At 51.8% G+C, this 23,640-nt stretch carries 28 protein-coding genes and 1 tRNA gene; 3 read left to right on the forward strand and 26 right to left on the reverse strand.

The window, feature by feature from the left end; genetic code table 11:
- Nucleotides 1-78: 78 nt before the first annotated feature.
- The gene (locus P8T57_RS19380; RefSeq protein ID WP_341364053.1) at nt 79-654 is read left to right on the forward strand and encodes a histidine phosphatase family protein; all 576 of its coding nucleotides are present in this window, start codon (nt 79-81) and stop codon (nt 652-654) included.
- 48 nt (nt 655-702) lie between these two features.
- On the opposite strand, the gene P8T57_RS19385 is transcribed toward P8T57_RS19380, so the two are convergent.
- The 7 genes from P8T57_RS19385 to P8T57_RS19415 form a co-directional block, all read right to left on the reverse strand.
- Nucleotides 703-779 (reverse strand) — tRNA-Pro (locus P8T57_RS19385).
- A gap of 69 nt (nt 780-848) precedes the next feature.
- Nucleotides 849-1,328, reverse strand: a complete 480-nt coding sequence (locus P8T57_RS19390; RefSeq protein ID WP_341364054.1) for a MerR family transcriptional regulator — start codon at nt 1,326-1,328, stop codon at nt 849-851.
- A gap of 11 nt (nt 1,329-1,339) precedes the next feature.
- Nucleotides 1,340-1,630: an integration host factor subunit alpha gene (locus P8T57_RS19395; protein WP_007089542.1), complete on the reverse strand. Its 291-nt coding sequence runs from the start codon at nt 1,628-1,630 to the stop codon at nt 1,340-1,342.
- Between the two features lie 154 nt (nt 1,631-1,784).
- Nucleotides 1,785-2,756, reverse strand: coding sequence for a beta-ketoacyl-ACP synthase III (locus P8T57_RS19400; RefSeq protein WP_341364055.1), 972 nt, complete (start codon nt 2,754-2,756; stop codon nt 1,785-1,787).
- 43 nt (nt 2,757-2,799) lie between these two features.
- Nucleotides 2,800-3,876 (reverse strand): phosphate acyltransferase PlsX, encoded by a 1,077-nt coding sequence (gene plsX, locus P8T57_RS19405; protein WP_037992611.1) that lies wholly within the window; start codon nt 3,874-3,876, stop codon nt 2,800-2,802.
- A gap of 261 nt (nt 3,877-4,137) precedes the next feature.
- Nucleotides 4,138-4,710, reverse strand: a complete 573-nt coding sequence (locus tag P8T57_RS19410) for a DUF177 domain-containing protein (protein ID WP_341364056.1) — start codon at nt 4,708-4,710, stop codon at nt 4,138-4,140.
- Between the two features lie 12 nt (nt 4,711-4,722).
- On the reverse strand, nt 4,723-5,283 hold the full coding sequence (locus P8T57_RS19415) for a ubiquinol-cytochrome C chaperone family protein (protein ID WP_240478887.1): 561 nt from the start codon (nt 5,281-5,283) through the stop codon (nt 4,723-4,725).
- A gap of 154 nt (nt 5,284-5,437) precedes the next feature.
- Here P8T57_RS19415 and bamE point away from each other — a divergent pair, with 154 nt between their 5' ends.
- Nucleotides 5,438-5,887 (forward strand): outer membrane protein assembly factor BamE, encoded by a 450-nt coding sequence (gene bamE, locus P8T57_RS19420; RefSeq protein ID WP_007089537.1) that lies wholly within the window; start codon nt 5,438-5,440, stop codon nt 5,885-5,887.
- A gap of 15 nt (nt 5,888-5,902) precedes the next feature.
- Here bamE and thiL read toward each other — a convergent pair whose 3' ends face one another.
- The 9 genes from thiL to rpiB all read right to left on the reverse strand — a co-directional run bounded on the left by thiL (nt 5,903) and on the right by rpiB (nt 13,023).
- A complete protein-coding gene (gene thiL / locus P8T57_RS19425) occupies nt 5,903-6,880 on the reverse strand; it encodes a thiamine-phosphate kinase (RefSeq protein WP_341364057.1) in 978 nt (325 codons plus the stop codon).
- A gap of 1 nt (nt 6,881) precedes the next feature.
- Nucleotides 6,882-7,379: a transcription antitermination factor NusB gene (gene nusB, locus P8T57_RS19430; RefSeq protein ID WP_007089535.1), complete on the reverse strand. Its 498-nt coding sequence runs from the start codon at nt 7,377-7,379 to the stop codon at nt 6,882-6,884.
- Entirely contained in the window at nt 7,379-7,843 is a 465-nt protein-coding gene (ribH, locus tag P8T57_RS19435; protein ID WP_007089534.1) for a 6,7-dimethyl-8-ribityllumazine synthase, read from the reverse strand. The genes nusB and ribH overlap by 1 nt, the downstream gene beginning before the upstream one ends.
- Before the next feature lie 2 nt (nt 7,844-7,845).
- On the reverse strand, nt 7,846-9,000 hold the full coding sequence (gene ribB, locus P8T57_RS19440; RefSeq protein ID WP_007089533.1) for a 3,4-dihydroxy-2-butanone-4-phosphate synthase: 1,155 nt from the start codon (nt 8,998-9,000) through the stop codon (nt 7,846-7,848).
- Nucleotides 9,001-9,006: 6 nt separating this feature from the next.
- Nucleotides 9,007-9,594: a riboflavin synthase gene (locus P8T57_RS19445; protein WP_341364058.1), complete on the reverse strand. Its 588-nt coding sequence runs from the start codon at nt 9,592-9,594 to the stop codon at nt 9,007-9,009.
- A 4-nt stretch (nt 9,595-9,598) separates the two neighbouring features.
- Entirely contained in the window at nt 9,599-10,720 is a 1,122-nt protein-coding gene (ribD, locus tag P8T57_RS19450) for a bifunctional diaminohydroxyphosphoribosylaminopyrimidine deaminase/5-amino-6-(5-phosphoribosylamino)uracil reductase RibD (protein ID WP_341364059.1), read from the reverse strand.
- A complete protein-coding gene (gene nrdR, locus P8T57_RS19455; protein WP_007089530.1) occupies nt 10,720-11,193 on the reverse strand; it encodes a transcriptional regulator NrdR in 474 nt (157 codons plus the stop codon). Before nrdR ends, ribD begins: the two co-directional genes overlap by 1 nt.
- A 24-nt stretch (nt 11,194-11,217) precedes the next feature.
- A complete protein-coding gene (gene glyA / locus P8T57_RS19460) occupies nt 11,218-12,492 on the reverse strand; it encodes a serine hydroxymethyltransferase (protein WP_007089529.1) in 1,275 nt (424 codons plus the stop codon).
- A gap of 84 nt (nt 12,493-12,576) precedes the next feature.
- The gene (rpiB, locus tag P8T57_RS19465; RefSeq protein WP_037992622.1) at nt 12,577-13,023 is read right to left on the reverse strand and encodes a ribose 5-phosphate isomerase B; all 447 of its coding nucleotides are present in this window, start codon (nt 13,021-13,023) and stop codon (nt 12,577-12,579) included.
- Nucleotides 13,024-13,484: 461 nt separating this feature from the next.
- Here rpiB and P8T57_RS19470 point away from each other — a divergent pair, with 461 nt between their 5' ends.
- Nucleotides 13,485-13,904, forward strand: coding sequence for a MucR family transcriptional regulator (locus P8T57_RS19470; protein WP_007089527.1), 420 nt, complete (start codon nt 13,485-13,487; stop codon nt 13,902-13,904).
- A 126-nt stretch (nt 13,905-14,030) separates the two neighbouring features.
- Here the strand turns inward: P8T57_RS19470 and P8T57_RS19475 are convergent, their stop codons facing one another.
- The 10 genes from P8T57_RS19475 to P8T57_RS19520 all read right to left on the reverse strand — a co-directional run bounded on the left by P8T57_RS19475 (nt 14,031) and on the right by P8T57_RS19520 (nt 23,620).
- Entirely contained in the window at nt 14,031-15,137 is a 1,107-nt protein-coding gene (locus P8T57_RS19475; protein ID WP_007089526.1) for a branched-chain amino acid ABC transporter substrate-binding protein, read from the reverse strand.
- A 209-nt stretch (nt 15,138-15,346) separates the two neighbouring features.
- Nucleotides 15,347-15,700 (reverse strand): DUF6867 family protein, encoded by a 354-nt coding sequence (locus tag P8T57_RS19480; RefSeq protein ID WP_007089525.1) that lies wholly within the window; start codon nt 15,698-15,700, stop codon nt 15,347-15,349.
- Nucleotides 15,701-15,710: 10 nt separating this feature from the next.
- Nucleotides 15,711-16,421, reverse strand: a complete 711-nt coding sequence (locus P8T57_RS19485; protein WP_007089524.1) for an ABC transporter ATP-binding protein — start codon at nt 16,419-16,421, stop codon at nt 15,711-15,713.
- 23 nt (nt 16,422-16,444) lie between these two features.
- Entirely contained in the window at nt 16,445-17,296 is an 852-nt protein-coding gene (locus P8T57_RS19490; protein ID WP_007089523.1) for an ATP-binding cassette domain-containing protein, read from the reverse strand.
- On the reverse strand, nt 17,293-18,813 hold the full coding sequence (gene livM / locus P8T57_RS19495) for a high-affinity branched-chain amino acid ABC transporter permease LivM (RefSeq protein WP_071239972.1): 1,521 nt from the start codon (nt 18,811-18,813) through the stop codon (nt 17,293-17,295). Before livM ends, P8T57_RS19490 begins: the two co-directional genes overlap by 4 nt.
- Nucleotides 18,813-19,736 (reverse strand): branched-chain amino acid ABC transporter permease, encoded by a 924-nt coding sequence (locus P8T57_RS19500; protein WP_007089521.1) that lies wholly within the window; start codon nt 19,734-19,736, stop codon nt 18,813-18,815. Before P8T57_RS19500 ends, livM begins: the two co-directional genes overlap by 1 nt.
- 353 nt (nt 19,737-20,089) lie before the next feature.
- Nucleotides 20,090-20,281, reverse strand: coding sequence for a hypothetical protein (locus tag P8T57_RS19505; protein WP_114093401.1), 192 nt, complete (start codon nt 20,279-20,281; stop codon nt 20,090-20,092).
- Between the two features lie 139 nt (nt 20,282-20,420).
- Nucleotides 20,421-21,311: a 3-hydroxyisobutyrate dehydrogenase gene (gene mmsB / locus P8T57_RS19510; RefSeq protein WP_007089519.1), complete on the reverse strand. Its 891-nt coding sequence runs from the start codon at nt 21,309-21,311 to the stop codon at nt 20,421-20,423.
- Between the two features lie 65 nt (nt 21,312-21,376).
- Complete coding sequence (locus P8T57_RS19515) at nt 21,377-22,477, reverse strand: enoyl-CoA hydratase/isomerase family protein (RefSeq protein ID WP_341364060.1); 1,101 nt, start codon at nt 22,475-22,477, stop codon at nt 21,377-21,379.
- Between the two features lie 3 nt (nt 22,478-22,480).
- Nucleotides 22,481-23,620 (reverse strand): isobutyryl-CoA dehydrogenase, encoded by a 1,140-nt coding sequence (locus P8T57_RS19520; RefSeq protein WP_341364061.1) that lies wholly within the window; start codon nt 23,618-23,620, stop codon nt 22,481-22,483.
- Nucleotides 23,621-23,640: the final 20 nt, after the last annotated feature.

A 23,640-nucleotide genomic window follows, 5' to 3' on the forward strand; every position in this document is an offset into this window, starting at 1 on the left:
CGAACCGCTGCACTGATCTAATCAGCATGTCCACGGGTATCAAGGTTAATCACCTTTTACCACTGAGTGTGCCGGATCATGTTTTCATTTGTCAGAAATACGGTTGCTGTTCTCACCCTCGCATGCTCCTTTGTCGCACACAGCGCCAAAGCGTCAGATACCGAGCACGCGTGGGATATATGGCATCAGCCAGATGTGCATGCGCTAATGCGTCATGCCATTGCGCCGGGTACTGGCGATCCGGAAAACTTCACCATTGGCGATTGCAGCACCCAACGGAATCTTGACGAGACCGGTCGCAATCAGGCGCGTGCCATCGGCGAACGCGTCCGTGAAGTGGGCATTGAGTTGGATGTAATTCTCAGCAGTCAGTGGTGTCGCTGTTTGGAAACCGCCAGCTTGCTTGGCCTTGGCCCCGTGACAGAAGAACTGGCACTTAATTCGTTTTTCCGTGATAGCGGTACCAAGAAAACTCAAACGGACCAAATCATTGACCGACTTGGTGCACTCCCTGAAGGAATCAAGGCCCTGTTGATTACCCATCAGGTGAATATCACCGCATTAACCGGCATCTATCCGAGATCAGGCGAAATCATTCTGATCCGTGTTGACGAAAATAACACCGTGGAAATGCTTGCCCGACTGATGCCGTAGCCTCACCAGTACCAATGATCGCATATCAGATTTTGATGGAGAATAAATTGGTCGGAGCGAGAGGATTCGAACCTCCGACCCCCTGCACCCCATGCAGGTGCGCTACCAGGCTGCGCCACGCTCCGACCGTAAAGAATGCGTCGTTTGACGCGGCTCGATAAATAGCCGCGCAAGCCCAAAGACGCAAATGGTTTTTACGTATTTTTTTCCGACTGTTGTAGTGCCGACCTGAGGATACCTTGAAGCTCTTCCAATTCACCTAACAGGTTTGCAAGAACAGTCTTATCTGGTGTTCCTGCTGTGCTTGTCGAATAAGCCATATCTGATGCTTCATCCGATGGACCATCGACGGTTTCAGCCAGCGACGCCACCGCGACTTCCGAAGGCAACTGCCCCTTGTTCTGATCAAGCAACTTTTGCACACCCTTGATGGTGTAGCCCTGATCATGGAGCAGTGAACGAATATCAGCCAGCAACACCAGATCTTCCGGGCGATAATAACGTCGCCCGCCAGCACGTTTCATTGGTTTGATCTGAGGAAACTTGGATTCCCAAAAACGCAGGACATGCTGCTGCAGCCCCAGCTCTTTTGCTGCTTCGCTAATTGTACGAAACGCAGAGTCAGACTTTGCTGTGCGGCGGTTTTCCGCCTCAGCCCCCAAGTTATTTTTCATGAGTTCAGTTCTTAAGCGTTAATGCGTGCTTTCAACACCTGCGACGGCCGGAACACAAGCACTTTGCGCGGCAGGATTGGCACTTCTTCACCTGTCTTGGGATTGCGACCAATGCGCTGTCCCTTCTGGCGAACGGAAAAACTGCCAAACGAGGAAATCTTTACGACTTCATCCTTGATCAAGGCAGATGAAATTTCGTCGAGAACCGTTTCCAGCAACTGGGCGGACTCGTTACGCGACAAACCGACTTCCTGATAAACGGCTTCGGCAAGATCAGCGCGGGTAATCGTAGCTTCCGACATAACAGGCCGCCTCCTTAAAACGGGACTTTATACACAAGGCTATATCTGGTGGCGAAATCAGTCAATATCAACAGGATACATCGCTTTGCGGCAGAATGTTGTGTTTTTTAAGCAAATGCTTTGTTTTTGTCAGATATCCCACAGAATCCAGAGCTTACCAGCGAACCAGTGCTGCGCCCCAAGTGAAACCGCCGCCCATCGCTTCCAGAATTACAATATCACCACGCTTGATCCGGCCATCATGAACGGCTTCGGCAAGTGCCAGGGGAATCGACGCCGCGGACGTGTTCGCGTGACGATCAACCGTGATGACCACCTTGTCTTCGGAAATGCCAAACTTTCTGGCAGTGCTGTCAAGAATGCGACGATTGGCCTGATGTGGCACCAGCCAATCAATATCCGCGGCTTCAAGCCCGGTATCGGCAAGGACTTCGCGAATAACGCCTGCAAGGTTGGTCACTGCATGGCGGAAAACTTCCTTGCCTTCCATCTGAAGAAAACCAACAGTCTGGGTCGTTGATGGACCGCCATTGACATACAGCAGTTCGTATTTACCACCATCCGAATGCAATCGACTTGCGAGAATACCTTGATCCTCGACGGTGCCCTTGCCTTCAACGGCCTGAACAACAACCGCCCCTGCTCCGTCCCCGAACAAAACGCATGTCCGGCGGTCTTCCCAATCCAGAATACGCGAAAATGTTTCTGCCCCGATCACGAGAACCGTTTTTGCCTGACCGTTTCGGATATACATGTCCGCAGTGGTAAGGGCGTAAACGAAGCCCGAGCAAACCGCCTGAACGTCGAAGGCAAAACCGACAACGCCCAGTCGATACTGAACCTTTGTTGCCGTTGCCGGAAAGGTATTATCGGGTGTCGCGGTCGCAACGATAATCATGTCAATGTCCGCGGCAGTTACACCGGCATGTTCCATTGCACGTGTTGCAGCAGCAACCGCAAGATCACTGGTGGTTTCCCCTTCGGCAGCGATATGACGCTGTCGTATTCCCGTCCGCGCAACGATCCATTCATCAGATGTATCGACGCGCTTTGCCAGTTCATCATTGGTTACAACATTCGAAGGAAGATAAGAACCGCAACCAATAATGCGAGAACGAACAGTCATGATTTAAGAACCGCCAGTTTTAGTGGGAATAGTTGGGACAGTATCAGTCGACCTGGCCAGCTGCGAGGGCGATGGTTTCCTCATCGATCGGAGCTTTGGAAATCGCTTCTTCGAAGGCGGCAAGTTCACCCTTGATCGTTTCGTTCAGCCGGTTCGCAATAAGGTCGTGACAAACGCCAATGGCATTCGAGAACCCCAGCGCATCGGTGCCACCGTGGCTTTTGACGGCAATCCCGTTCAGCCCCAGCAGCATCGCACCATTGTAACGACGCGGGTCCATACGTTCCCGGAAACGCTGCAATGAACGACGGGCCAACAGATAGCCGACCTTCGCCCAGAATGAACTTTTGAAAGTTTCACGCAGAAAGTGCACCAGCAGTCGCGCCGTTCCTTCGGCGGTTTTAAGTGCAACGTTACCGGTAAAGCCGTCGGTCACAATCACGTCCACGGTACCCTTGGCAAGGTCATCGCCTTCAACAAATCCTTCGAAGCGGATCGGAAGGTCGATTTCACGAAGTATCGCTGCGGCTTTCTTGACCGACTCATTGCCTTTTAGTTCTTCAATCCCGACATTGAGCAAGCCCACAGAAGGCCTTTCAATACCAAACAGAATGCGTGCGAAAACCTCGCCCATAAGCGCGAACTGCACCAGGTTGTTCTCATCACATTCAATGTTGGCGCCAAGATCGAGCATGACAGTCTCGCCGCGCTGGGTTGGCATATAGGTGGCAATTGCAGGCCGGTCGATACCACGTACGGTTTTAAGGACGAATTTGGCCATAGCCATCAGAGCACCGGTATTTCCGGCAGATACGACGCCTTGTGCGTCCCCCTCTTTAACAGCATTGATGGCCAGTCGCATGCTGGAATCCCGACGCTGCCGCAAGGCAACAGACGGTTTGTCATCCATCGTCACTTCTTGAGAGGCATGACGAATTTGACTGACGGTTTCGAGCCCCGGATATTTGGCGAGCAGCGGTTTAAGCCGCGCTTCATCCCCAAACATCAAAAATTTAAGATGAGGCAACCGTTTCAGGGCAATTTCTGCACCCGCCACGACCATCTCAGGCGCGTGGTCTCCTCCCATCGCGTCAAGTGATATGCAGACCTGTTCAGGCAATGTATTCTCTTATGGTTGTTCTAAAACATCTGAACCGGAATTTACCGGCAGGCTTGCCTATCGGCTAAACTTGTCTTCGGCATGCCGGAAAGCCCGTAATTACCGGAATTCTCAGCCAGATACAAGGTAAAGCCGATATGCAATCAAAAGCGACCAGTATCCGGCTTGCTCTTCGTCTTTTCGGTTAAAAGCGTAAAATGCCGGTCGTTACCGGCATTTTCTGACATTTTACGTGACGAAAAACGCAACCAGAATGGTAATTTAGTTTTTCTTCTCTAGCTTGTCCTTAAGACCTGCGAGTTTTGCAAACGGGTTGGGACGTTCTTCTTCGTCTTCCGATTTGACCACGTCCGCAACTTTCGCACCGTCCTTGCGCGGATAAGGGTTCATTGCGACAGCAAGAAACTGTGCGACAACTTCACCAATATCAATTTTGCCATCTACCAATGGCTCTGGCTGATCCAGAAGCGCCATAAGCTCTTCTTCGGAAAGATCATCCAGATCATCGGGATTCGAAGGAAGGTCATCTTCGGATACGTGCGGAGAAAACAGAACCTCCACCTCGTCTTCGATGGTTTCGGGGACAGGCTCGAGTGTCGCAACACAACGCTGAACAATATTGGCATGCATGGGACCACGAAGGGTGACTTCGCCATTGCCTGCCGTCGTAGTCGTCAGGGTTGCTTTTAAGCTATTAATAGCAATCAGTTCGAAACGTTCAGCAAGCGCCTTGCGCTCCTTTTCATTTGCTTCGATCTCGATCTTGCTTTTTTTCCCGACCTGTTCGTCCGTATTAACGATGCGGGAAAATTCGGGTGTAATCTGTTCAGGCATTGAGGCCTCTTTCTATTCGGTTGGTGCAACGGCGACTTCCGGCACAGCCGGAAAATGGATAACGCCATTGTGTAATTCTTCGGTTTTCTGACGGTCAAGGTGTGCAAGGGCATCATTGATATAACCGACCATGGCCATCAATTGCGTATCACTAGCCTCGTTGTCGGCATATAGATTGCGGTTGAGTGCGGCGGCAAGTTCTATTGCACCGGATTGAACACCCTCTTCGTAGGCGACAATGCGACCGTGATAGGACTCCGACATTTTCCGGATGCGCTTAAGGATTCCGACATCACCAATTCCCATCTCACGCATATTCTGGTCAAGATCGGAAAACATCACGTCAAAAATTTCTTGCGCCAGTTCACGACTTTCATTGTCTTTTTTCAGACGCCGAAACAGAACAAAGGCATGCACCAGAATTAGGTCAAATCGCCCTTCCATGGTATCTGCGACGCCAAGGCGTGTATAGAATTCTGGCTTGCGCGCCTGCCCCACCATTCCGGTGTACAGCGCAAAGGCAGCACTTTGTTTGCGGTCTTTTTTCTTCAACCAGCCGAACAACAGTAACACTCCTTCGTTGACATTCCAGCCATGGCACGCAGAATGCCGTAAATTTCCCGGGGCGGCATCGCCCCAACATTGCCCGGCAATATCATGCGCCCAGCGCTGAAACTCAAGGCAATTCCTTAATGACTTTAACTGGCTGATCGCTTTGGTGAGTTCCATGCATACAAGAACAACACGCCTTTCCCTTATGATGCTGGCCGGATTGGCAGTGGCATTTGTTGCTGCCTGCAGCCCGCGTATCGCAACGCGCGGTAATGCTCCTGAACCCGAAGTTCTCGAACAAATCATCGTCGGGCAATCCACAAAGGGTGATGTGACCGACCTTTTGGGATCGCCATCAAGCGTTGCGGCCTTTGACGAAAATGTCTGGCTTTATATTTCGCGCAGAACCGAAACAATTGCGTTTCTGGCACCGGATGTCGTTGAGCAAAAGGTCATTCTCGTCAGCTTTGATGCGGCAAACCGGGTCGATATCCTAAGCGAATATGACCTTGAAGACGGTAAACCGGTCATTCCGACGGATCGGATCACGCCAACCGCAGGCAAGGAAATTACAGTTCTGCAGCAGCTGTTTGGCAACCTTGGTCGCTTCAGCGAAACCAAATAAATTCCAAATTCGTTTTCAGGCTTTGAAATGGTCGAACCCGTCATTGGCGAGTTCGACTATTTTTTTGTCGGCTCCGATGAGGTCGACCTGTCCGGGCTGGTCCGTCACCTTGCCAATGACCGTGACATCGTTACCCAACGTTTTGATATCTGCTTGATCGGCGCAAATCAGAAGTTCGTAATCATCCCCGCCCCCCAGCACAGACGCCCATAGGGCGGGATCGGTATTTACCGCATTCATCGCTGCCTTTGATAATGGAATAAGATCCTTGTCAAAAACCATGCCGACACCAGACGCCAAACAAATCTTGCGACAATCCCCGGCCAATCCGTCCGAAATATCCATCGCAGCATAGCGGCCATAAGCATCAGCGCATTTTCTGCCAATCGTCAGGCGTGGTTGCGGTAACAGGTATCGCGACGAAAGATAGGCACTATCGGCGACGTCCAGCCCTATAAGGTCGCCCTGTAAGACCTTTAAGCCGAGTGCGCCATCGCCCAATGTGCCGGTAACCGCAATCAAATCACCCGGTTTGGCAGCATCCCGGCGCATGGCGCGCCCAATTGGCACGGCACCGAACGCCGTCAGGCTGAAAAATGTGGGACCTGGTGTTCCAACAGTATCGCCCCCCAGAAGCGGGGTATCATAGGTAGCACAATCCTGCCCCAAACCGTTCGCAAAGGAAGCGATCCAGCCTTCGGAAAGGTCGCGATTATAACCAGCCGTTAGCAGCACCCCCAAAGGATAAGCCCCCATAGCTGCCAGGTCAGACAGATTGACACGCATAACCTTGCGCGCGATGTCGGCCGGATCATCCTGACTGCGAAAATGTACATCGGCCACAAGTGCGTCGACCGTAACAACAATTTCGTGCCCATCAGGTGGAGACAAAAGAGCCGCATCGTCCAGCAGGGACAATGCGGCTTTTGACTTTTGCGCGATGGGCGCAAAATGACGTGCGATCAGATCGAATTCTCCTGATCGCGCAACCATATCAATTCTTACCAGCTTCACCCGCACGAAGCGTTTTGCCGATCCGGTCAAGGACAGCGTTTACAAGCTTCGGCTCGGTTTCGTCAAAGAACGAATGGGCAGCGTCCACATATTCAGTGATGACAACGCGCATCGGTACATCTTCGCGCATCATCAACTCATAGGTTCCTGCACGCAGAATACAGCGCAAAACAGTTTCAAGACGTTTGGTTGTCCAACCCTTTTCCAGAGCTGAGTCGATCAGCCCGTCAAGATCGACCGTGCGCGCAGTAACCCCCTGAACCAGGTCGGCAAAAAATCCGCGATCCGGATCAATCAGATTGTCATTGGGCTCATCAAGGTCACGAATACCTTCGCCATCAAGACGGAAATCCGAATATTCGCGCACGACGTCACCGGCCGAAAGCTGGGAAAGCTCTGCCTGGTATAGCGCCTGAATGGCGGCAAAACGCGCAGCACTGCGTCGTTGGGCGGCTGATGCCTTGGGTTTATCAGTCATTACTTGTGATGTATTCCAAAATGGTTTTGAACTTCAATCATACGAAGAACAGCACGGGCGGCCTCGCCACCTTTATTCTTCTGATCTGCCTTGGCGCGTGCAAGTGCCTGGGCTTCATTTTCAACGGTCAGGATGCCATTGCCGATCGCCAGACGGTAATCAAGGCAAAGCTGCATCAATGCGCGATTTGCTTCTTCACAGATATGGTCGTAATGCGTGGTTTCACCGCGAATAACGCAGCCAAGTGCCAAGTAGCCATCATAGCGCGGACCAGTCGCAAGATCAGCCATGGACTGAACAGCGTAGCGGATTGCTATCGGAACCTCGAAGGCACCTGAAACAGAAATCCGGTCCCAGGTTGCACCGCCAGCTTCGAGCGTCGACGCAGCCCCTTTGACCAGATCTTCGACGATATGGGTGTAATAAGGCGCATCAACGATCAGAATGTGCGGACCGTTACTCATGTTTATTCCTCCGAGACAACAAGCGGACGCTGATCAACCAGATTTAGACCGAACCCGTCAAGCCCTACGATGTGTCTTTTGGTATTTGAAAGCAAAATCATATCGCGAACGCCAAGATCAAGCAGGATCTGTGCGCCAACACCATAGTCACGCAAATCAGAGTCGTCAGCAGATTTTGCGATTTCCTGACGCAGAGCATCTCCGTCCCCGCCATTGAGCTCAATAAGCTTTGCAATAGACGATGAAAGCGTATTGGGGCGCGGTTCACGGATGAGAACAATAACGCCACGCCCCTCCTCGCCAATCTGCCGCATTGCGGCCTGCAACTCGCCGCCATGCGCTCCTTGCCGGTCGCCAAGCACATCTTCAAGCACATTTAATGCGTGGACACGCGTCAGAACCGGCTTTGCATCAGAAATGTCGCCCTTCACCAAAGCAATATGTTCGGCATATGTGACATTGTTGACATACAGATTGAGCTCAAACTCGCCGCCATGCACCGAATTGATTTTTGTTGTCGCCTTACGCTGAACAACTCTTTCATGCTTCCGGCGATAGCGGATCAAATCGGCAATCTGGGCGATTTTGAGATTATGCTTTTTGGCGAACTCAACAAGTTCCGGCAAACGCGCCATTTCGCCGCTTTCGCTCATGATCTCGCAAATAACGCCAGATGGATTGAGGCCCGCAAGGCGCGAAATATCAACCGATGCTTCGGTGTGCCCCGCCCGCACAAGAACGCCACCTGGACGTGCGCGCAAAGGAAAAACATGCCCCGGGGTCACTATATCGTCGGAAGTTGATTTTGTATCAATCGCCACGGAAATTGTTCGCGCCCTGTCCGGGGCGGAAATACCGGTTGTCACACCTGTCGCCGCTTCGATCGAAACTGTAAACGCCGTTTCATGCCGCGTACCATTTCGCGCGCTCATCAACGGCAGCCCAAGATGATCGCAACGTTCGGATTCCAGCGTCAGACAAATAAGCCCACGGCCATAAGTTGCCATAAAGTTTATGGCATCCGGTGTTGCCATTTGGGCGGGAATAACCAGATCACCCTCGTTTTCCCGGTCCTCGTCATCGACAAGAATAAACATCCGGCCATTTCGGGCTTCTTCAATAACATCTTCAATTGGTGACAGATAACGATGCGGCATGGTCGTTCAATCCTTACCCAGCATGCGCGCGACATAACGCGCCAGCATATCAATCTCGAAATTGATCCGGTCACCTGGTTGTTTCGATCCCAGCGTCGTGTGAGTCTGAGTATGGGGTATCAGATTGATACCAAAAGTGTTTCCGTCAACCTCATTGACAGTCAATGAAACACCTTCAAGCGTTACCGAGCCTTTTGACGCAATGTATTTCGCAAAAGCTTCAGGAACCTCGAATGTCAGACGAAGGGAATCACCTTCGGGAATGCGTTTTGTCAGCGTCGCAACACCGTCCACATGACCGGATACGATATGCCCGCCCAACTCGTCCCCGATCCGTGTGGCCTGTTCCAGATTTATGCGTGATCCGACCTCAAGATCGCCCAAAGTCGTCTTATCAAGACTTTCGGCAGATGCCTCGATGGCAAACCAGTCCGAACCAGTTTCGATAACGGTCATGCACGCACCATTGCAGGCAATCGACGCCCCAAGAGCGATTTTAGAGGTATCAAAAGCGGTCGAGAATTCGAAACGGGTGTCGCCGCGTTTTTCGATTTTCCGAACAGATCCTATATCCGTAATGATGCCAGTGAACATTTATCTATTCCGTTATTTTTTCGTAAGTTATCGCAATATCTTTGCCAACTGGACGAACAGATTTGCGCTGAAAACGTGGCATGTCTGAAAGGTGATCAAGCCCGAGCTCATCGATCATCGCCTTGCCTTCTGCCCCGATCAGGGATGGTGCAATGAAATGAACCACCCGATCAATCAAATCTCGATGCACCAAGTCGGCAGCCAGATTGCCGCCACTTTCAACCAAAACACGCGTCAGACCCTGCTCGCCCAAATGTTTCATCACGTCATTTAGGTCGAAATGATCATTCTCGCACCCGGCAGTAAGTACTTTGACCCCGGTTTTTCCAAATTTTTCAAAAACTTCGTCAAGTTTGTCTTGGGATGTAATGATCCAGGTAGGAACTTTTTGGGCACCACGGACCAATTCCGCCGATACAGGTACATCGCCATTGCGATCAAGGACAACACGAACAGGTGATTGGGCTTCTCGTCCGGGGATACGGCATGTGAGAGTGGGATTATCAACAATGACAGTCTTGGCACCAACAAGGATCGCATCGTGATTGGCTCTCAACAGGTGACCATACTCACGCGCAATATCCCCCGTTATCCACTGGCTCTGACCAGAGCGCGTCGCGGATCTGGCATCAATGGTGGATGCCAGTTTTAAGGTAATGATCGGCCGGCCAGAAACAATGCGCGATAGGAACCCGGCATTGATGCGATGGGCTTCGTCGCCATAAAGCCCTGTTTCAACTGTGATGCCCGCATCACGTAACATTTTGTACCCTTTTCCTGAAACACGACGATCAGGGTCTTCCAGGGCGCTGACGACACGCTTTACACCGGCTTCGATCAGTCCCAACGCACAAGGCGGCGATTTACCAAAATGACTACAGGGTTCAAGCGTTACATAGGCCGTAGAATTGCGTGCTTTATCGCCTGCCTCGTCAAGTGCGACACGCTCTGCATGTGGGCGACCGCCCGGCTTGGTAAAACCACGACCGACGATTGCCCCTTCAGAAGAAACCAGAACACACCCAACTGACGGGTTGGGCCAGACATTTCCCAGACCACGTTTTGACAGGCTTAGCGCAACCCGCATGAAATGCCGGTCGTCATCTGAAAACGCGGTGGCTGTCATTACTCTGTGTCCGCCTCTTCTTCCCCATCATGCATGTTTTCCACGAATTGCTCAAAATCGCGGGCTTCTCGGAAATTTTTATACACCGAAGCATAACGGACATAAGCAACCTGATCGAGAGCGATCAAAGCTCCCATGACCATTTCACCGATTGTGTCGGTGGAAATGTCGCTTTCACCACTGCTTTCAAGGCGTCGTTGAATGCCGTTTAACGCCTTTTCGACACGTTCGTCCTCAATCGGGCGCTTCCGGCAGGCAAGAAAGATTGATCGCGCAAGTTTGTCACGATCAAACAATTCGCGTTGCCCGTCCTTTTTCACCACCATCAATTCACGCAGCTGAACACGTTCAAATGTCGTGAATCGCGACCCGCAGGCCGGACAAAACCGGCGTCTGCGAATTGCGTGATGTTCCTCGGTCGGACGGGAGTCCTTGACCTGGGTGTCTGTATGGCCGCAGAACGGACAACGCATTGTTTTTACTCTCTCCCGATATAATCAGGCATAAATCGGGAAGCGTTTGCAAAGGTCTTCGACCTTGGTGCGAACTGCCGTTTCGACCTGGGCATTGCCATCAGGATTATCAACAAGAGCATCAAGCACATCGCCAATCAGTTCACCGATCTGCCTGAATTCCTCGACACCAAAACCACGCGTGGTGCCTGCCGGTGTCCCCAAACGAACGCCGGACGTGATGGTCGGTTTCTCGGTATCGAACGGAATGCCGTTTTTGTTGCAAGTGATTCCTGCACGCTCGAGCGCAACTTCCGCATTGTTGCCTTTGAGGCCTTTCGGACGCAGGTCAACCAGCATCAGATGCGTATCGGTGCCTCCGGTCACGATATCGAAACCACGCTTGACCAGAACTTCGGCCAATGCCTTGGCGTTATCGACAACCTGCTGCGCATATTCCTTGAATTCGGGGCGCAAGGCTTCGCCAAAGGCAACCGCCTTGGCAGCGATAACATGCATCAATGGGCCGCCCTGCAAGCCAGGGAAGACTGCCGAATTGATCTTTTTGCCGATTTCAACATTGTTCGACAGGATCATACCGCCACGCGGACCGCGAAGGGTTTTATGCGTCGTGGTTGTCACGACATCGGCGTAGGGAAGCGGGCTCGGATGAACGCCACCGGCGACAAGACCGGCGAAATGCGCCATATCAACCATCAACAACGCACCGACCTTGTCGGCGATTTCACGGAAGCGTTTGAAATCGATCTGGCGCGGAATGGCTGAACCACCTGCAATGATCAGTGTCGGCTTGTGTTCCACAGCAAGAGCTTCGACCTGATCGTAATCAAGCGTCAGATCGTCTTCACGCACACCATACTGGATGGCATTAAACCATTTGCCAGAAAGTGCCGGGCGTGCTCCGTGTGTAAGATGCCCGCCAGCGTCCAGCGACATGCCAAGGATGGTATCCCCCGGCTTGCAAAGGGCAAGCATGACCGCACCATTTGCCTGCGCGCCAGAATGCGGCTGCACGTTGACAAATTCACACCCAAACAGTTCTTTTGCACGATTGATCGCAAGTTCTTCTGCAACGTCGACAAACTCGCAGCCACCATAATACCGGCGCGAAGGATAGCCTTCGGCGTATTTGTTGGTCAGAACCGTTCCCTGTGCCTCGATCACAGCCTTGGAAACAATGTTTTCCGAAGCAATCATTTCGATCTGGTTCTGCTGGCGATCCAGTTCATCGGTGATCGATTTGAACAGTGCCGGATCTGCTTCTGACAAGCTGGTAGAGAAAAAGCCTTTGAATGACATTATGGGGCCTCTCGATACAATGTGGCGGGGCCGAACGCAGCAAAGTTCGAAACCCGTACCGGGTTATTGCCAGGTGGCGAAAAATCAGTCGGTAAGCGAAGAAAGTTTTTCAACACGCCGTTCGTGACGACCGCCTTCGAATTCAGTCATCATAAACGCGTTAACGCAATCAAGCGCCGTCGCATCACCCAAAAGGCGTGCGCCGAGGCACAGAACATTGGCGTTGTTGTGTTGACGGCAAAGTTCGGCTGACAGGCGATCATGTACTAAGGCAGCACGAATTTGAGGATATCGGTTGGCAGCGATGCTCATACCGATCCCGGAACCGCATACAAGAATACCGCGTTCAGCCTTGCCATCGATAATCGATTTGGCAACGGCTTTCGCATAATCCGGGTAATCAACTGACGCAGAACCGTCGGTTCCAAGGTCGAGAACCTCCCAGCCATTTCCGGCAAGCGACTTGATGATTTGGGATTTAAGTTCAACACCACCGTGATCGGCAGCGATGGCAATGGTCTTGGCTGTCATATGCGAGCCCTTGGTAAATACGCCAAACAGTAATTTGGAGCGCCTTTTAGCACATAGCTTTGCAACTGCCAACGCACAGCGGCCTATGTTGCCAAAGTTTTAAGTCAGCAACTTTTAAGCGCACAGAACGACACTTGACTACACTTAAAAAAGACATTCACACCCATTGCGTTAGAAAATCATCAACTAAAGAAAAACAACGACGCATATACATTGATATAAACCCCACCATACGCTATCGAACAAAATCGACGAAACAAAAGGTGTGGAATCTTTATCAATTAAACCGCATTACCGGTCATGCCTTTGCAGATTTTATTTGTTTCTCATCTCGCATAGGTTTTCCTTGTTTTGAAAATTTAAGTAGAATCGATATATTGAATAACAGTCTTGTTTGACTATATTCGTAAAATAATGCAAAAAGCATTGCCTATTCATAATAGCGAAGGAAATATTTTAAGATGACCGATGCTGAAAACAGCGTTCTGGACCGAGACGAACTGCTACAGATGACTGTTGATATCGTTTCTGCTTATGTCAGTAACAATGCAATTGCATCTGCACAGATTCCGGAATTGATTTCGACAATTTTCAATTCGCTTGACGTTCTGCGTGAAGACGAAACCATTGAAGAAGAAGAACCGCTGAAACCGGCTGTTCCGATCCGCAAATCAATTGGCGATGATTACATCATCTGCCTTGAAGACGGCAAGAAGCTCAAAATGCTCAAACGCCACCTTCGGACAACATACAATTTGACCCCGGAAGAATACCGGGCGAAATGGGGCCTGCCGTCAGATTACCCGATGGTTGCGCCGAACTATGCAAAACAGCGTTCGCAGTTTGCCAAGAAAATCGGCCTGGGTCGCAAGGCGAAGTAATCACTTGCCCTTTGACCTAAAAGAAAAAGCGTTTTCAGCAATTTCTGAAGACGCTTTTCTTTTATGTGGTCGGCAACAAAAAAGCCCGGCATTGCTGCCGGGCTTTCTGCTGATCAGAATATCTGATTAGTTGGCGTAATCGTAGCCGCCGTCTTTCCATTCATAGAAGACGTAACCCGGTGCTGCGACGTCACCCTTGGCATCGAACGCAATCGAACCAAGAACGGTGTCGAATGTATCACCGCTATGCAGTGCTTCGATAACAGCTTCAGAGTCGGTGGTACCGGCCTTTTCAACTGCCTGTGCCCAAGCCTGAACCGCACCATAGGTGTAAAGGGTGTAACCTTCCGGCTTGTAGCCCTGACCTTCGAAGTATTTTACGAGTTCAGCGTTACGCGGGTCTTTTTCAAGCGCCGGACCGGCGGTGAAAAGTGTTCCGGCACCGGCATCGCCCGTGATCGACCAGTATTCGAGCGAGTTGAGCGCATCACCAGAAATCGCAACGGTCTCAAGACCCTGACTGCGCATCTGACGAACGATCAGGCCCAGCTCGGTGTGGTAACCGCCATAATAAAGGACGTCAACGCCTTCGGATTTCAGTTTGGTCACCAGAGCCGAGTAATCTTTCTCGCCCGGGGTGATGGCTTCGTACATGACTTCTTCAACGCCAGCAGCGTTCAGGTTTTTCTTGGTCTCGTCTGCAAGACCTTTGGAATAAGCCTGTTTGTCATGAACAATGGCGATTTTCTTGTCGCCATAGTTTTCAGCAAGATACTTGCCGGCAACTTCGCCCTGCTGGTCATCACGACCGCAAACACGGAAAACGTTGTCCATGTCACGTTCGGTCAGCTGCGGGTTGGTCGAAGCCGGAGAAATCTGCACGATGCCCTCTTCGAAGTAAACTTCCGAAGCCGGGATCGAGGAACCCGAGCAGAAGTGACCAGCGACAAGAGCAACACCCTTGCTAACGAGCTGGTTTGCAACAGCAACAGCCTGTTTCGGATCGCAAGCATCATCACCGATTTCGAGAACAACTTTTTCGCCGTTAACGCCACCAGCAGCATTGAGGTCTGCAACCGCTTTCTGGGCGCCCTGGGTCATCTGTTCGCCAAAGGCGGCGTAAGGGCCGGTCATCGGACCGACGGTCGCGATAACGATGTCTGCTTTTGCTGCACCCATCGAGAGGACAAGCGCGGAAGCAGTTGCCAGAAGGCCGAGCTTGGTTTTCGACATAAGAGAAGTCTCCCTGTTCCAAAGGTTGGTTCCGTCACCATGACAGAACCATCTTTTTCGGACCCTAAACCGGCTCGCTTTTTTTTCGATTACCGGTTTTGGCTCCCTGTACTTTAACACCCCAGAATTGGTGTGCAATAGTACTAAACATTGCATTGCCAACAATTTAGCAATGTGGTGGTGACAGTTGCCCATCACCCCCGAAAAGATCAGACGTCCGCCCCGTCACGTGCGCGAAATCCGAAGGGTCCGACACGTTCATAAAGCCACGGATATTGCGACAGCATCTTGTTGACCCGCGTTACGCGGAAGGCGGCCGCCATAATCACAAACAGGATAACCGTATCGAAAATATATCCCGTAAGCGAAAGAAGCTCCCCCTCGAACAGCGCAAACGTCATGAAACGGTCCGTCGCCCCCAGCAACAAGGCATAGGGATAAAGCTGGTAGAACGGCCGCCATGTATTGGCGATCGCCTGCCCTGTCATAAAAGCACAGAACCCCATCAGGATGACGGTAATTCCGATTGTGACACCAATGCTGGTACCTGTAATCGCTTCCATATCCGTCCTCCTAGTGGCCACCCTCGAGATAGGCTGCACGAACTTCCGGATTTGCCAGAAGTTCAGCCCCCGTACCCGAGAGAGTAATATTGCCGTTGACCATCACATAGCCGCGATGGGCAAGCTTGAGTGCGTGGAACGCGTTCTGCTCGACCAGGAAGACCGTGACCTTCTTCTCGCGGTTGATCTTCTTGATCGTCTCGAAAATCTGCTTGACGACAAGTGGCGCAATCCCGAGAGAAGGCTCATCAAGCAAAAGCAAACGGGGACGCCCCATAAGGGCACGACCGATTGCCAGCATCTGCTGCTCGCCCCCGGACATTGTTCCCGCACGCTGGTTAATGCGTTCTTTCAGGCGGGGGAACAGATCAAACACCATCTCCAGATCCTCTTCGAAATATTTCGGATCCTGGGTGCTTGCCCCCATCTGCAGGTTTTCATAGACAGACATGCGCGGGAAAATCCGACGCCCTTCAGGGGATTGCTGAATACCAAGACGACAAATCTCATGCGTTGGCATGCGACTGATATCCTGACCTTCAAACAAAATGCGCCCTTTTGACGCCTGCGGTGATCCGCAGCATGTCATCAGCAAGGTCGTCTTGCCGGCACCATTGGCCCCGATCAAGGTGACAATCTCGCCCTCGTTGACTTCCATATCAATGCCCTTGAGGGCTTCGATATTGCCATAGAAGGTGTGAACACCTTCAATCTTCAGCATGGACATATCGATCTGCTCCCTCGCTACGCATTCGGATCTAGATGAAGGTCGGCGGCGACTTCCGGCGGCAGTTCATCGTCTTCATCCTCACCGAGGTAAGCACGAATAACAGCCGGATCATTCTTGACGGCTTCCGGATTGCCATCAGCAATCTTCTTTCCGTAATCAAGGACGATCACATGATCGGAAATCTTCATGACGACGCTCATATCATGTTCGATCAACAGAAGGCCGATTCCCTGATCATCGCGGATGCTCTGTAACAGAACGTTAAGCTCCGCGGACTCGCGAGGGTTAAGGCCTGCTGCCGGCTCGTCAAGACACAGCAAGGAAGGATTGACGCACATTGCACGCGCAATCTCGAGGCGACGCTGGGAGCCATAAGGCAGGTTCCCGGCATTCCAGTCAGCCTGTTCATACAGGCCAACCTTGTTAAGCCAGAACTTGGCGGTTTCAAGCGCTTCTTTCTCGGCACTGGTATAGCGACCAAGATTGAAAAGCCCTGCCAGCGAAAAGGCGGATGCCTCCATAAGCTGGTTATGCTGGGCGACAACCAGGTTTTCCAGAACGGTCATGCCCGTGAACAGGCGGATATTCTGGAAAGTACGTGCCACACCGTTGTTGCGTGGAATACGGAAACCTTCCATACGCTCCAGCAAACGCGGTCCGTCATTGGCATAAAGCGTCAGACGTCCCTCGGTCGGCACATAGAACCCGGTAAGACAGTTGAAGACCGTGGTCTTCCCTGCCCCGTTCGGGCCGATAATTGCCGTGATCTCACGCTTTCTTGCGGTGAACGAAAGATTATCAATCGCGACCAGACCGCCAAAGCGCATGGTTAGATGTTCGACTTCAAGCTGTACGTTGTCGGTCATTTGACTTCTCCGGCAACTTTTTCTTTCTTGCTCATATTCAGCAGAATGGTCGGGTCACGGAAAGACAGAAGACCGCGCGGACGCCACAACATGATGGCAACCATACCAGCTCCGAAAATCAGCATGCGATATTCGGCCAGTTCGCGGAACATTTCCGGGAAACCGATCATGACAATCGCGGCAAGAACCACCCCGATCTGACTGCCCATGCCACCCAGAACAACGATGGCCAGGATCACGGCAGATTCAAGGAAGGTAAAACTTTCCGGGCTGATGAAGCCCTGACGTGTCGCAAAGAACGCGCCAGCAAAACCACCGAACATTGCACCAATCGCAAATGCCGAAAGTTTGGTATTCGTCGGGTTGATCCCCAGCGAGCGGCAGGCGATTTCGTCTTCGCGCAACGCTTCCCATGCACGACCAATCGGCAGTTTGCGAAGGCGTACGGTAACAAATGCGGTTACCAGTGCCAGCACAAGGATCAGGTAATACAGGAAGATCAGGCGATGCATCGTCGAATAGTCCAAACCGAACAATTCGTTGAATCCCATAACCCCTTCAGGCAAGCGTCGATCAAACTCGGCAAAGCCAAAGAAGCTGGGCCGGGCAATTGACGAAATACCGTCTGGTCCACGGGTCAGATCATACCAGTTGATCAGGACAACGCGGATGATTTCACCGAAACCAAGCGTCACAATCGCCAGATAATCGCCACGCAGTCGCAACACCGGGAAACCAAGCACAATACCGAAACTTGCGGCAAAAATACCGGCCAGCGGCAGGCACAACCAGAAGCTCAGATCGAAATGCTGGGACAACAGTGCATAGGAATAGGCGCCGACCGCATAAAATGCGACGTAACCCAGATCAAGCAAACCGGCCAGACCGACCACGATATTCAGCCCCCAACCCAGCATGATGTAGATCATGACCAGGGTCGCGAGGTCGATAGCGGAGCGGTTTTCACCAAACAGGAACGGGAAAATAATGAAGAATACAATCCCCAATGCCCCGATCTTCTTGGTGTTGGTCCGATATGCCAGCTGGATTTTTGACGAAAGCCTGGAGCCGCTTTCTTCCTCTTCGGCACCTGGCTTTTTCATGCTGAAATAGGCAATTGCAAAAACGATCGTGACGAAGGCAACAGCCACAATCACGCTCGTTGCACTGCCAAACGCCATATCAAGGAAGACTGGCGAAGCCCAGCGATCATCCATGTCGCGGAAGCGGACGAACATCTCGAATACCGCCACTGCGGCGGCGGTAATCAGCAACGCCTGTCCCACACGCGAAATGTGTTCGCGGCGAAGGATCAATGCCAATCGACCAATGATTGTCGAGATGATGGCGGTAACCACCAGATCCCAACGAACAGCCAGTTCAAGCCCGGTCGGACGGTCAACCGTCTCGACACCAAGGATCATGACCGACATCAACAGTGCAATAACAGCAAAGAACGCGAGTTCCTTGACAATTTCCGCACCGGAAATCCGTGAAGAAGTGATAAGAGCGGACATCAGACTTTCTCGACCTCCGGCTTACCAAGCAGACCCCACGGACGGAAAATCAGCACGAGAACCAGAATACTGAACGTTGCGACGTCCTTGTATTCGATCGTGAGATAACCCGACCAGAATGCTTCGATCAGACCAATCAGAAGACCACCAAGCATTGCACCCGGAAGCGATCCGATGCCCCCCAGAACGGCAGCAGTGAACGCCTTAACACCGGCAAGGAAGCCGATATAGAAGTCGATCACACCGTAATACAGGGTCACCATCATGCCTGCGACTGCGGCAAGAGCTGCCCCCATGACAAAGGTCGTGGAGATGGTGCGGTCAACGTTAACGCCAAGCAGGCCAGCCATGGTGCGGTCCTGCTCACAGGCGCGCTGAGCACGACCAAGCGACGTTTTCGCAATCAGTGTCGAAAACACAGCCATCAGAACAAACGTCAAAAGGATAATGACGATCTGCATGTAGCTGAGCTGAACATTGAAATTCGGGCTTTCCATCAGGATGATGCCGCCCTCGATCAATGGCTGCATCGGTTTCACGCGCGCACCCTGCGAAATCTGAACAAAGTTCTGCAGGAAGATCGACATGCCGATGGCCGAAATCAGCGCTGCGAGCCGGAATGACCCGCGCAGCGGCCTGTATGCAATCCGTTCAACGCCCCACCCGTAGATAGAAGTGAGCACCATTGACACGAACAGCATCAAAAGAAGTGTAAGCGGAAGGATACCGCTAATCCCTGCTGCCTGACAGATCAGGAAGGTGATCAGGGAATGAAACGCGCCCAGCATATAGATTTCGCCGTGCGCAAAGTTGATCATACCGATGATGCCGTATACCATCGTGTAGCCGATGGCGATCAAACCGTAGATGGCTCCCAGCGTCAGACCGTTGATCAATTGTTGTAAAAAATAAGCCCAATCCATTGCACAACCTTAGATTTGGCACAGACAAACGAGGTCTTCGACCGACTGGCTGAAGGTGCAAAACAAGATACAGTTGTATTGATTGGATGAGACCAAGTCTCCCCATTGCCCCCTAGCAAACCTCCGAAGCCTCCGTCTTTTTGTTATCGGGTTTTCCCCGGTTCTAGCCTTTGGACACGACCATTCTTATTGTGGTTCTTTATCCAAAAGCGCGATTAGAGCACAAACCTTAGACACATGAGGTCGAAGGCTGCAAGCGGCTTTGATAAATTGGTCAAAAACACCAAATCGTATTTCATTCTTAGAATAAAACACCAACGCCACCGAATGCACCGGCCCTTATATTGTATATTTTATCCCTTATTAAGGACGTATTCAAGTTTTTGTACCGCGACGCGCTTTAGTTGCTCCGGATTCCTTGAAACCGGCCCTGCCACGGTCACCTCGATTCCCGTTTTGCCATCAATTGCCGTGCAGCGCAGATAGCTGCCAATCTGTCGCAATTCGAAATAAACCTCGCGCGGCGCATTGTTTCTGGTTGTCATTCATCAATCCGGAAAATTCTGTTCGGCCCTTTGCCCGTTAGACAGCACAAATCTAACATTAATGCAGGCCACGGTATTCATAAAAAAACAGGCCCGGTATTTGCCGGGCCTGAATGATACACCTCATAATGCCGTAGCGTTACTTGTCGCCATCCAGCATTTTGACAATAGCCGAGAAATCCATCCCGCCATTTCCGCTATTTGAATAAAGCGCATACAAGCTTTCAGCCAATGCCCCCATTGGCGTTGTTGCCCCGGCGGATGCCGCCGCCTGTTGCGCCAGTTTCAAATCTTTCAGCATCATGTCCACCGCAAATCCCGGTTGATAGTCACGATTTGCCGGAGAGGTCGGAACCGGTCCCGGCACGGGACAATAACTTGTAAGCGACCAGCACTGGCCGGACGCCTTCGATGAAATATCAAACAGCTTCTGCGCATCCAGCCCCAAACGCTTTGCAAGCATGAAGGCCTCGGATACGGCAATCATACTGACGCCAAGCACCATGTTGTTGCAAATCTTTGCCGCCTGCCCGGCCCCGCTTGTGCCTGCGTGAATGATATTGCTACCCATTCCCTCAAGAACCGGTTTCGCACGATCAAAATCACCATCATCGCCACCAACCATAAAGGTCAGTGTTCCGGCAGTAGCCCCCGCAACCCCGCCAGAGATCGGCGCGTCAACAGAGCCAAGACCTTTGGCCTTCGCCAGATCGGCAGCTTTGCGTGCGGCATCAACTTCGATGGTGGAGCTATCAATCAAAAGTGTGCCCGTCCTGGCGTTGGCAATCACGCCGTCTGGTCCGTCATAAACCGACAGCACGTGCTTTCCAGCAGGAAGAACCGTGACAACGAACTCGACATCCTTTGCCGCATCGGCAACCGTCGATGCCTTGGTGGCTCCCTCTGCAACCGCCTTGCTGACCGCGGCTTCGGACAAATCAAAGACCTTGAGTGCATGCCCAGCCTTAATCAGGTTGGCCGCCATCGGCCCGCCCATATTACCCAGACCAATGAAACCGATTTTCGCCATTTGGAGTCTCCTCTGATCTCTCGATTACGAGATTATCTTTTGATTTTTTGACGTTACAGAACTGTTCAGAACTGCAGTTTTAGCTCTTTATCTTCGGGTAAAAGGTCAAAATATGCTGCGACCTCACGAGGATCGACTTGCCCGATATCGGCATGTTGCCATTTTGGACTGTGATCCTTGTCGATGATCACGGCACGAACCCCTTCAAACAAATCTGGTTTGCGAACGGTCCTTTGCGACAGACGGAACTCCATCATCAGGTCCTGCGCAAGTGTCATATCGCGCGCTTGACGGATTTGCTCAAAGGCAACAGCAACTGCTATCGGTGATTTGGTGCGCAATATCTTGGCCGTTTCCCGGGCGAAGTCTGACGGAGATGTATCAAGTCGGGCAAAAACGTCGCTAACCGTCTCGCTGCCAAACAAGTCATCGACTTCACCCCGAACCGATCCAAGAATGCCGACACCATCATCAGAATGATGTTCATCCAGAATCCGTTGAACGGCCACGAAGCCATCGCTGCCTTCCGAAATCTTTGCCAGTTCACCTTTCAAGGACGCGATATTTTCACTTTGTGTTCGATGCGTAGCCAAACCCGCATAAATGCAATCTGCCGCTTTGATCCGCGCGCCCGTCAGGCCAAGATACATTCCGACTTCGCCGGGACAGCGAGAAAGGAAGTACCCGCCGCCAACATCGGGAAAGAACCCGATCCCAGTCTCGGGCATAGCAAACAGGGTGCGCTCAGTCACTACGCGGAAACGTCCGTGCACGGAAACGCCGACACCTCCCCCCATTGTAATGCCGTCCATCAAGGCAACATACGGCTTGGGATAATTTGCAATGTAATGGTTAAGGCGATATTCCCGCCGATAAAAGGCATCAAGAAGTTCTTCGTCGTCGCGCTGCCGCGCGTCATAAAGCCCCCGTATATCGCCCCCGGCACAGAATGCCTTTTCGCCAGCGCCCTCAATTACAACGACAGCAACCGTCGGGTCCGTCTCCCACACGCGAAGTTTGGCTGTGATCGCATCAACCATCGGCAGATCAAGAGCATTCAATGCCTTGGGCCGGTTTAACAGGATATGACCGATGGCCCCGTCCTTCGAGAAAACGACGGATGCTTCATTGTCATGCGGTGAACTGGTCACGTTCTCACTGCTCATAAATCAATCCTTCAACGCGGCACGAGAGATGATCAGGCGCATGATTTCGTTGGTACCTTCCAGAATCTGGTGAACCCGAAGGTCGCGCAGAAGCCTTTCGACCGGGTATTCGCGGATATAACCATATCCACCATGAAGCTGTAGCGCTTCATTACATACCCTGAACCCGATATCCGTACCGAAACGTTTCGCCATTGCACAAAACTGTGTGGCGTCCGGTGTCTTGTGATCCAGTTTCCAGGCCGCTTTGTGCAGCATCAGCCGTGCCGCTTCGAGCTCTGTCACCATGTCGGCATATTTGAACTGCAATGCCTGAAACTGATCAAGGGTTTTGCCAAATTGCTTGCGAACCTTGATATGGTCGCGCGCATGCTCCATTGCGGCCCGCGCACCACCGATGGAGCATGCCGAGATATTAAGTCTGCCGCCATCAAGACCCATCATGGCAAACTTGAAACCTTCGCCCTCTTCTCCCAACCGGTTTTCCACCGGAATTTTGCAATTGCTGAAAATCACGGCGGATGTCGGCTGACTGTTCCATCCCATCTTTTCTTCAAGCTTGCCAAATGACAGGCCTTCGGCATCTTTTGGAACGATAAAGGTCGATATTCCCTTCGGGCTGTCATCGCCGGTTCGCGCCATGACAATGTAAACATCACTGCGCGATCCCCCGGAAATAAAAGCCTTTTCGCCATTAAGGATGTAATGCGCACCGTCGCGCGCAGCACGCGTACGTAACGAACCTGCATCCGATCCAGCCCCCGGCTCTGTCAGGCAATAACTGGCGAAATGTTCCATGGTGACAAGTTTCGGAAGATATTTTTGACGCTGATCTTCGTTGCCGAAACGGTCAATCATCCAGCACGCCATGTTGTGGATCGAGATATAGGCAGCCGTTGACGGACATGCGCTTGCCAGTTCTTCGAAAATCACCGCGGCATCCAGACGGCCAAGACCCGATCCCCCGACATCTTCGCGTGTGTATATGGCGGCAAAGCCAAGTTCGGCCGCCTTGCGCAAAGTTTCTTCGGGAAAAATGTGTTTTGCATCCCACTCGCCCGCATACGGTGCCATTTCGTTTTGTGCGAAATCGCGGGCTGCCTGTGCAAATGCCTGCTGGTCTTCAGACAGGTTGAATTCCATTGGATCGCCGCCTCTGAATG

This window comes from Thalassospira sp. SN3W, assembly GCF_038070535.1.
Taxonomy (GTDB): domain Bacteria; phylum Pseudomonadota; class Alphaproteobacteria; order Rhodospirillales; family Thalassospiraceae; genus Thalassospira; species Thalassospira xiamenensis.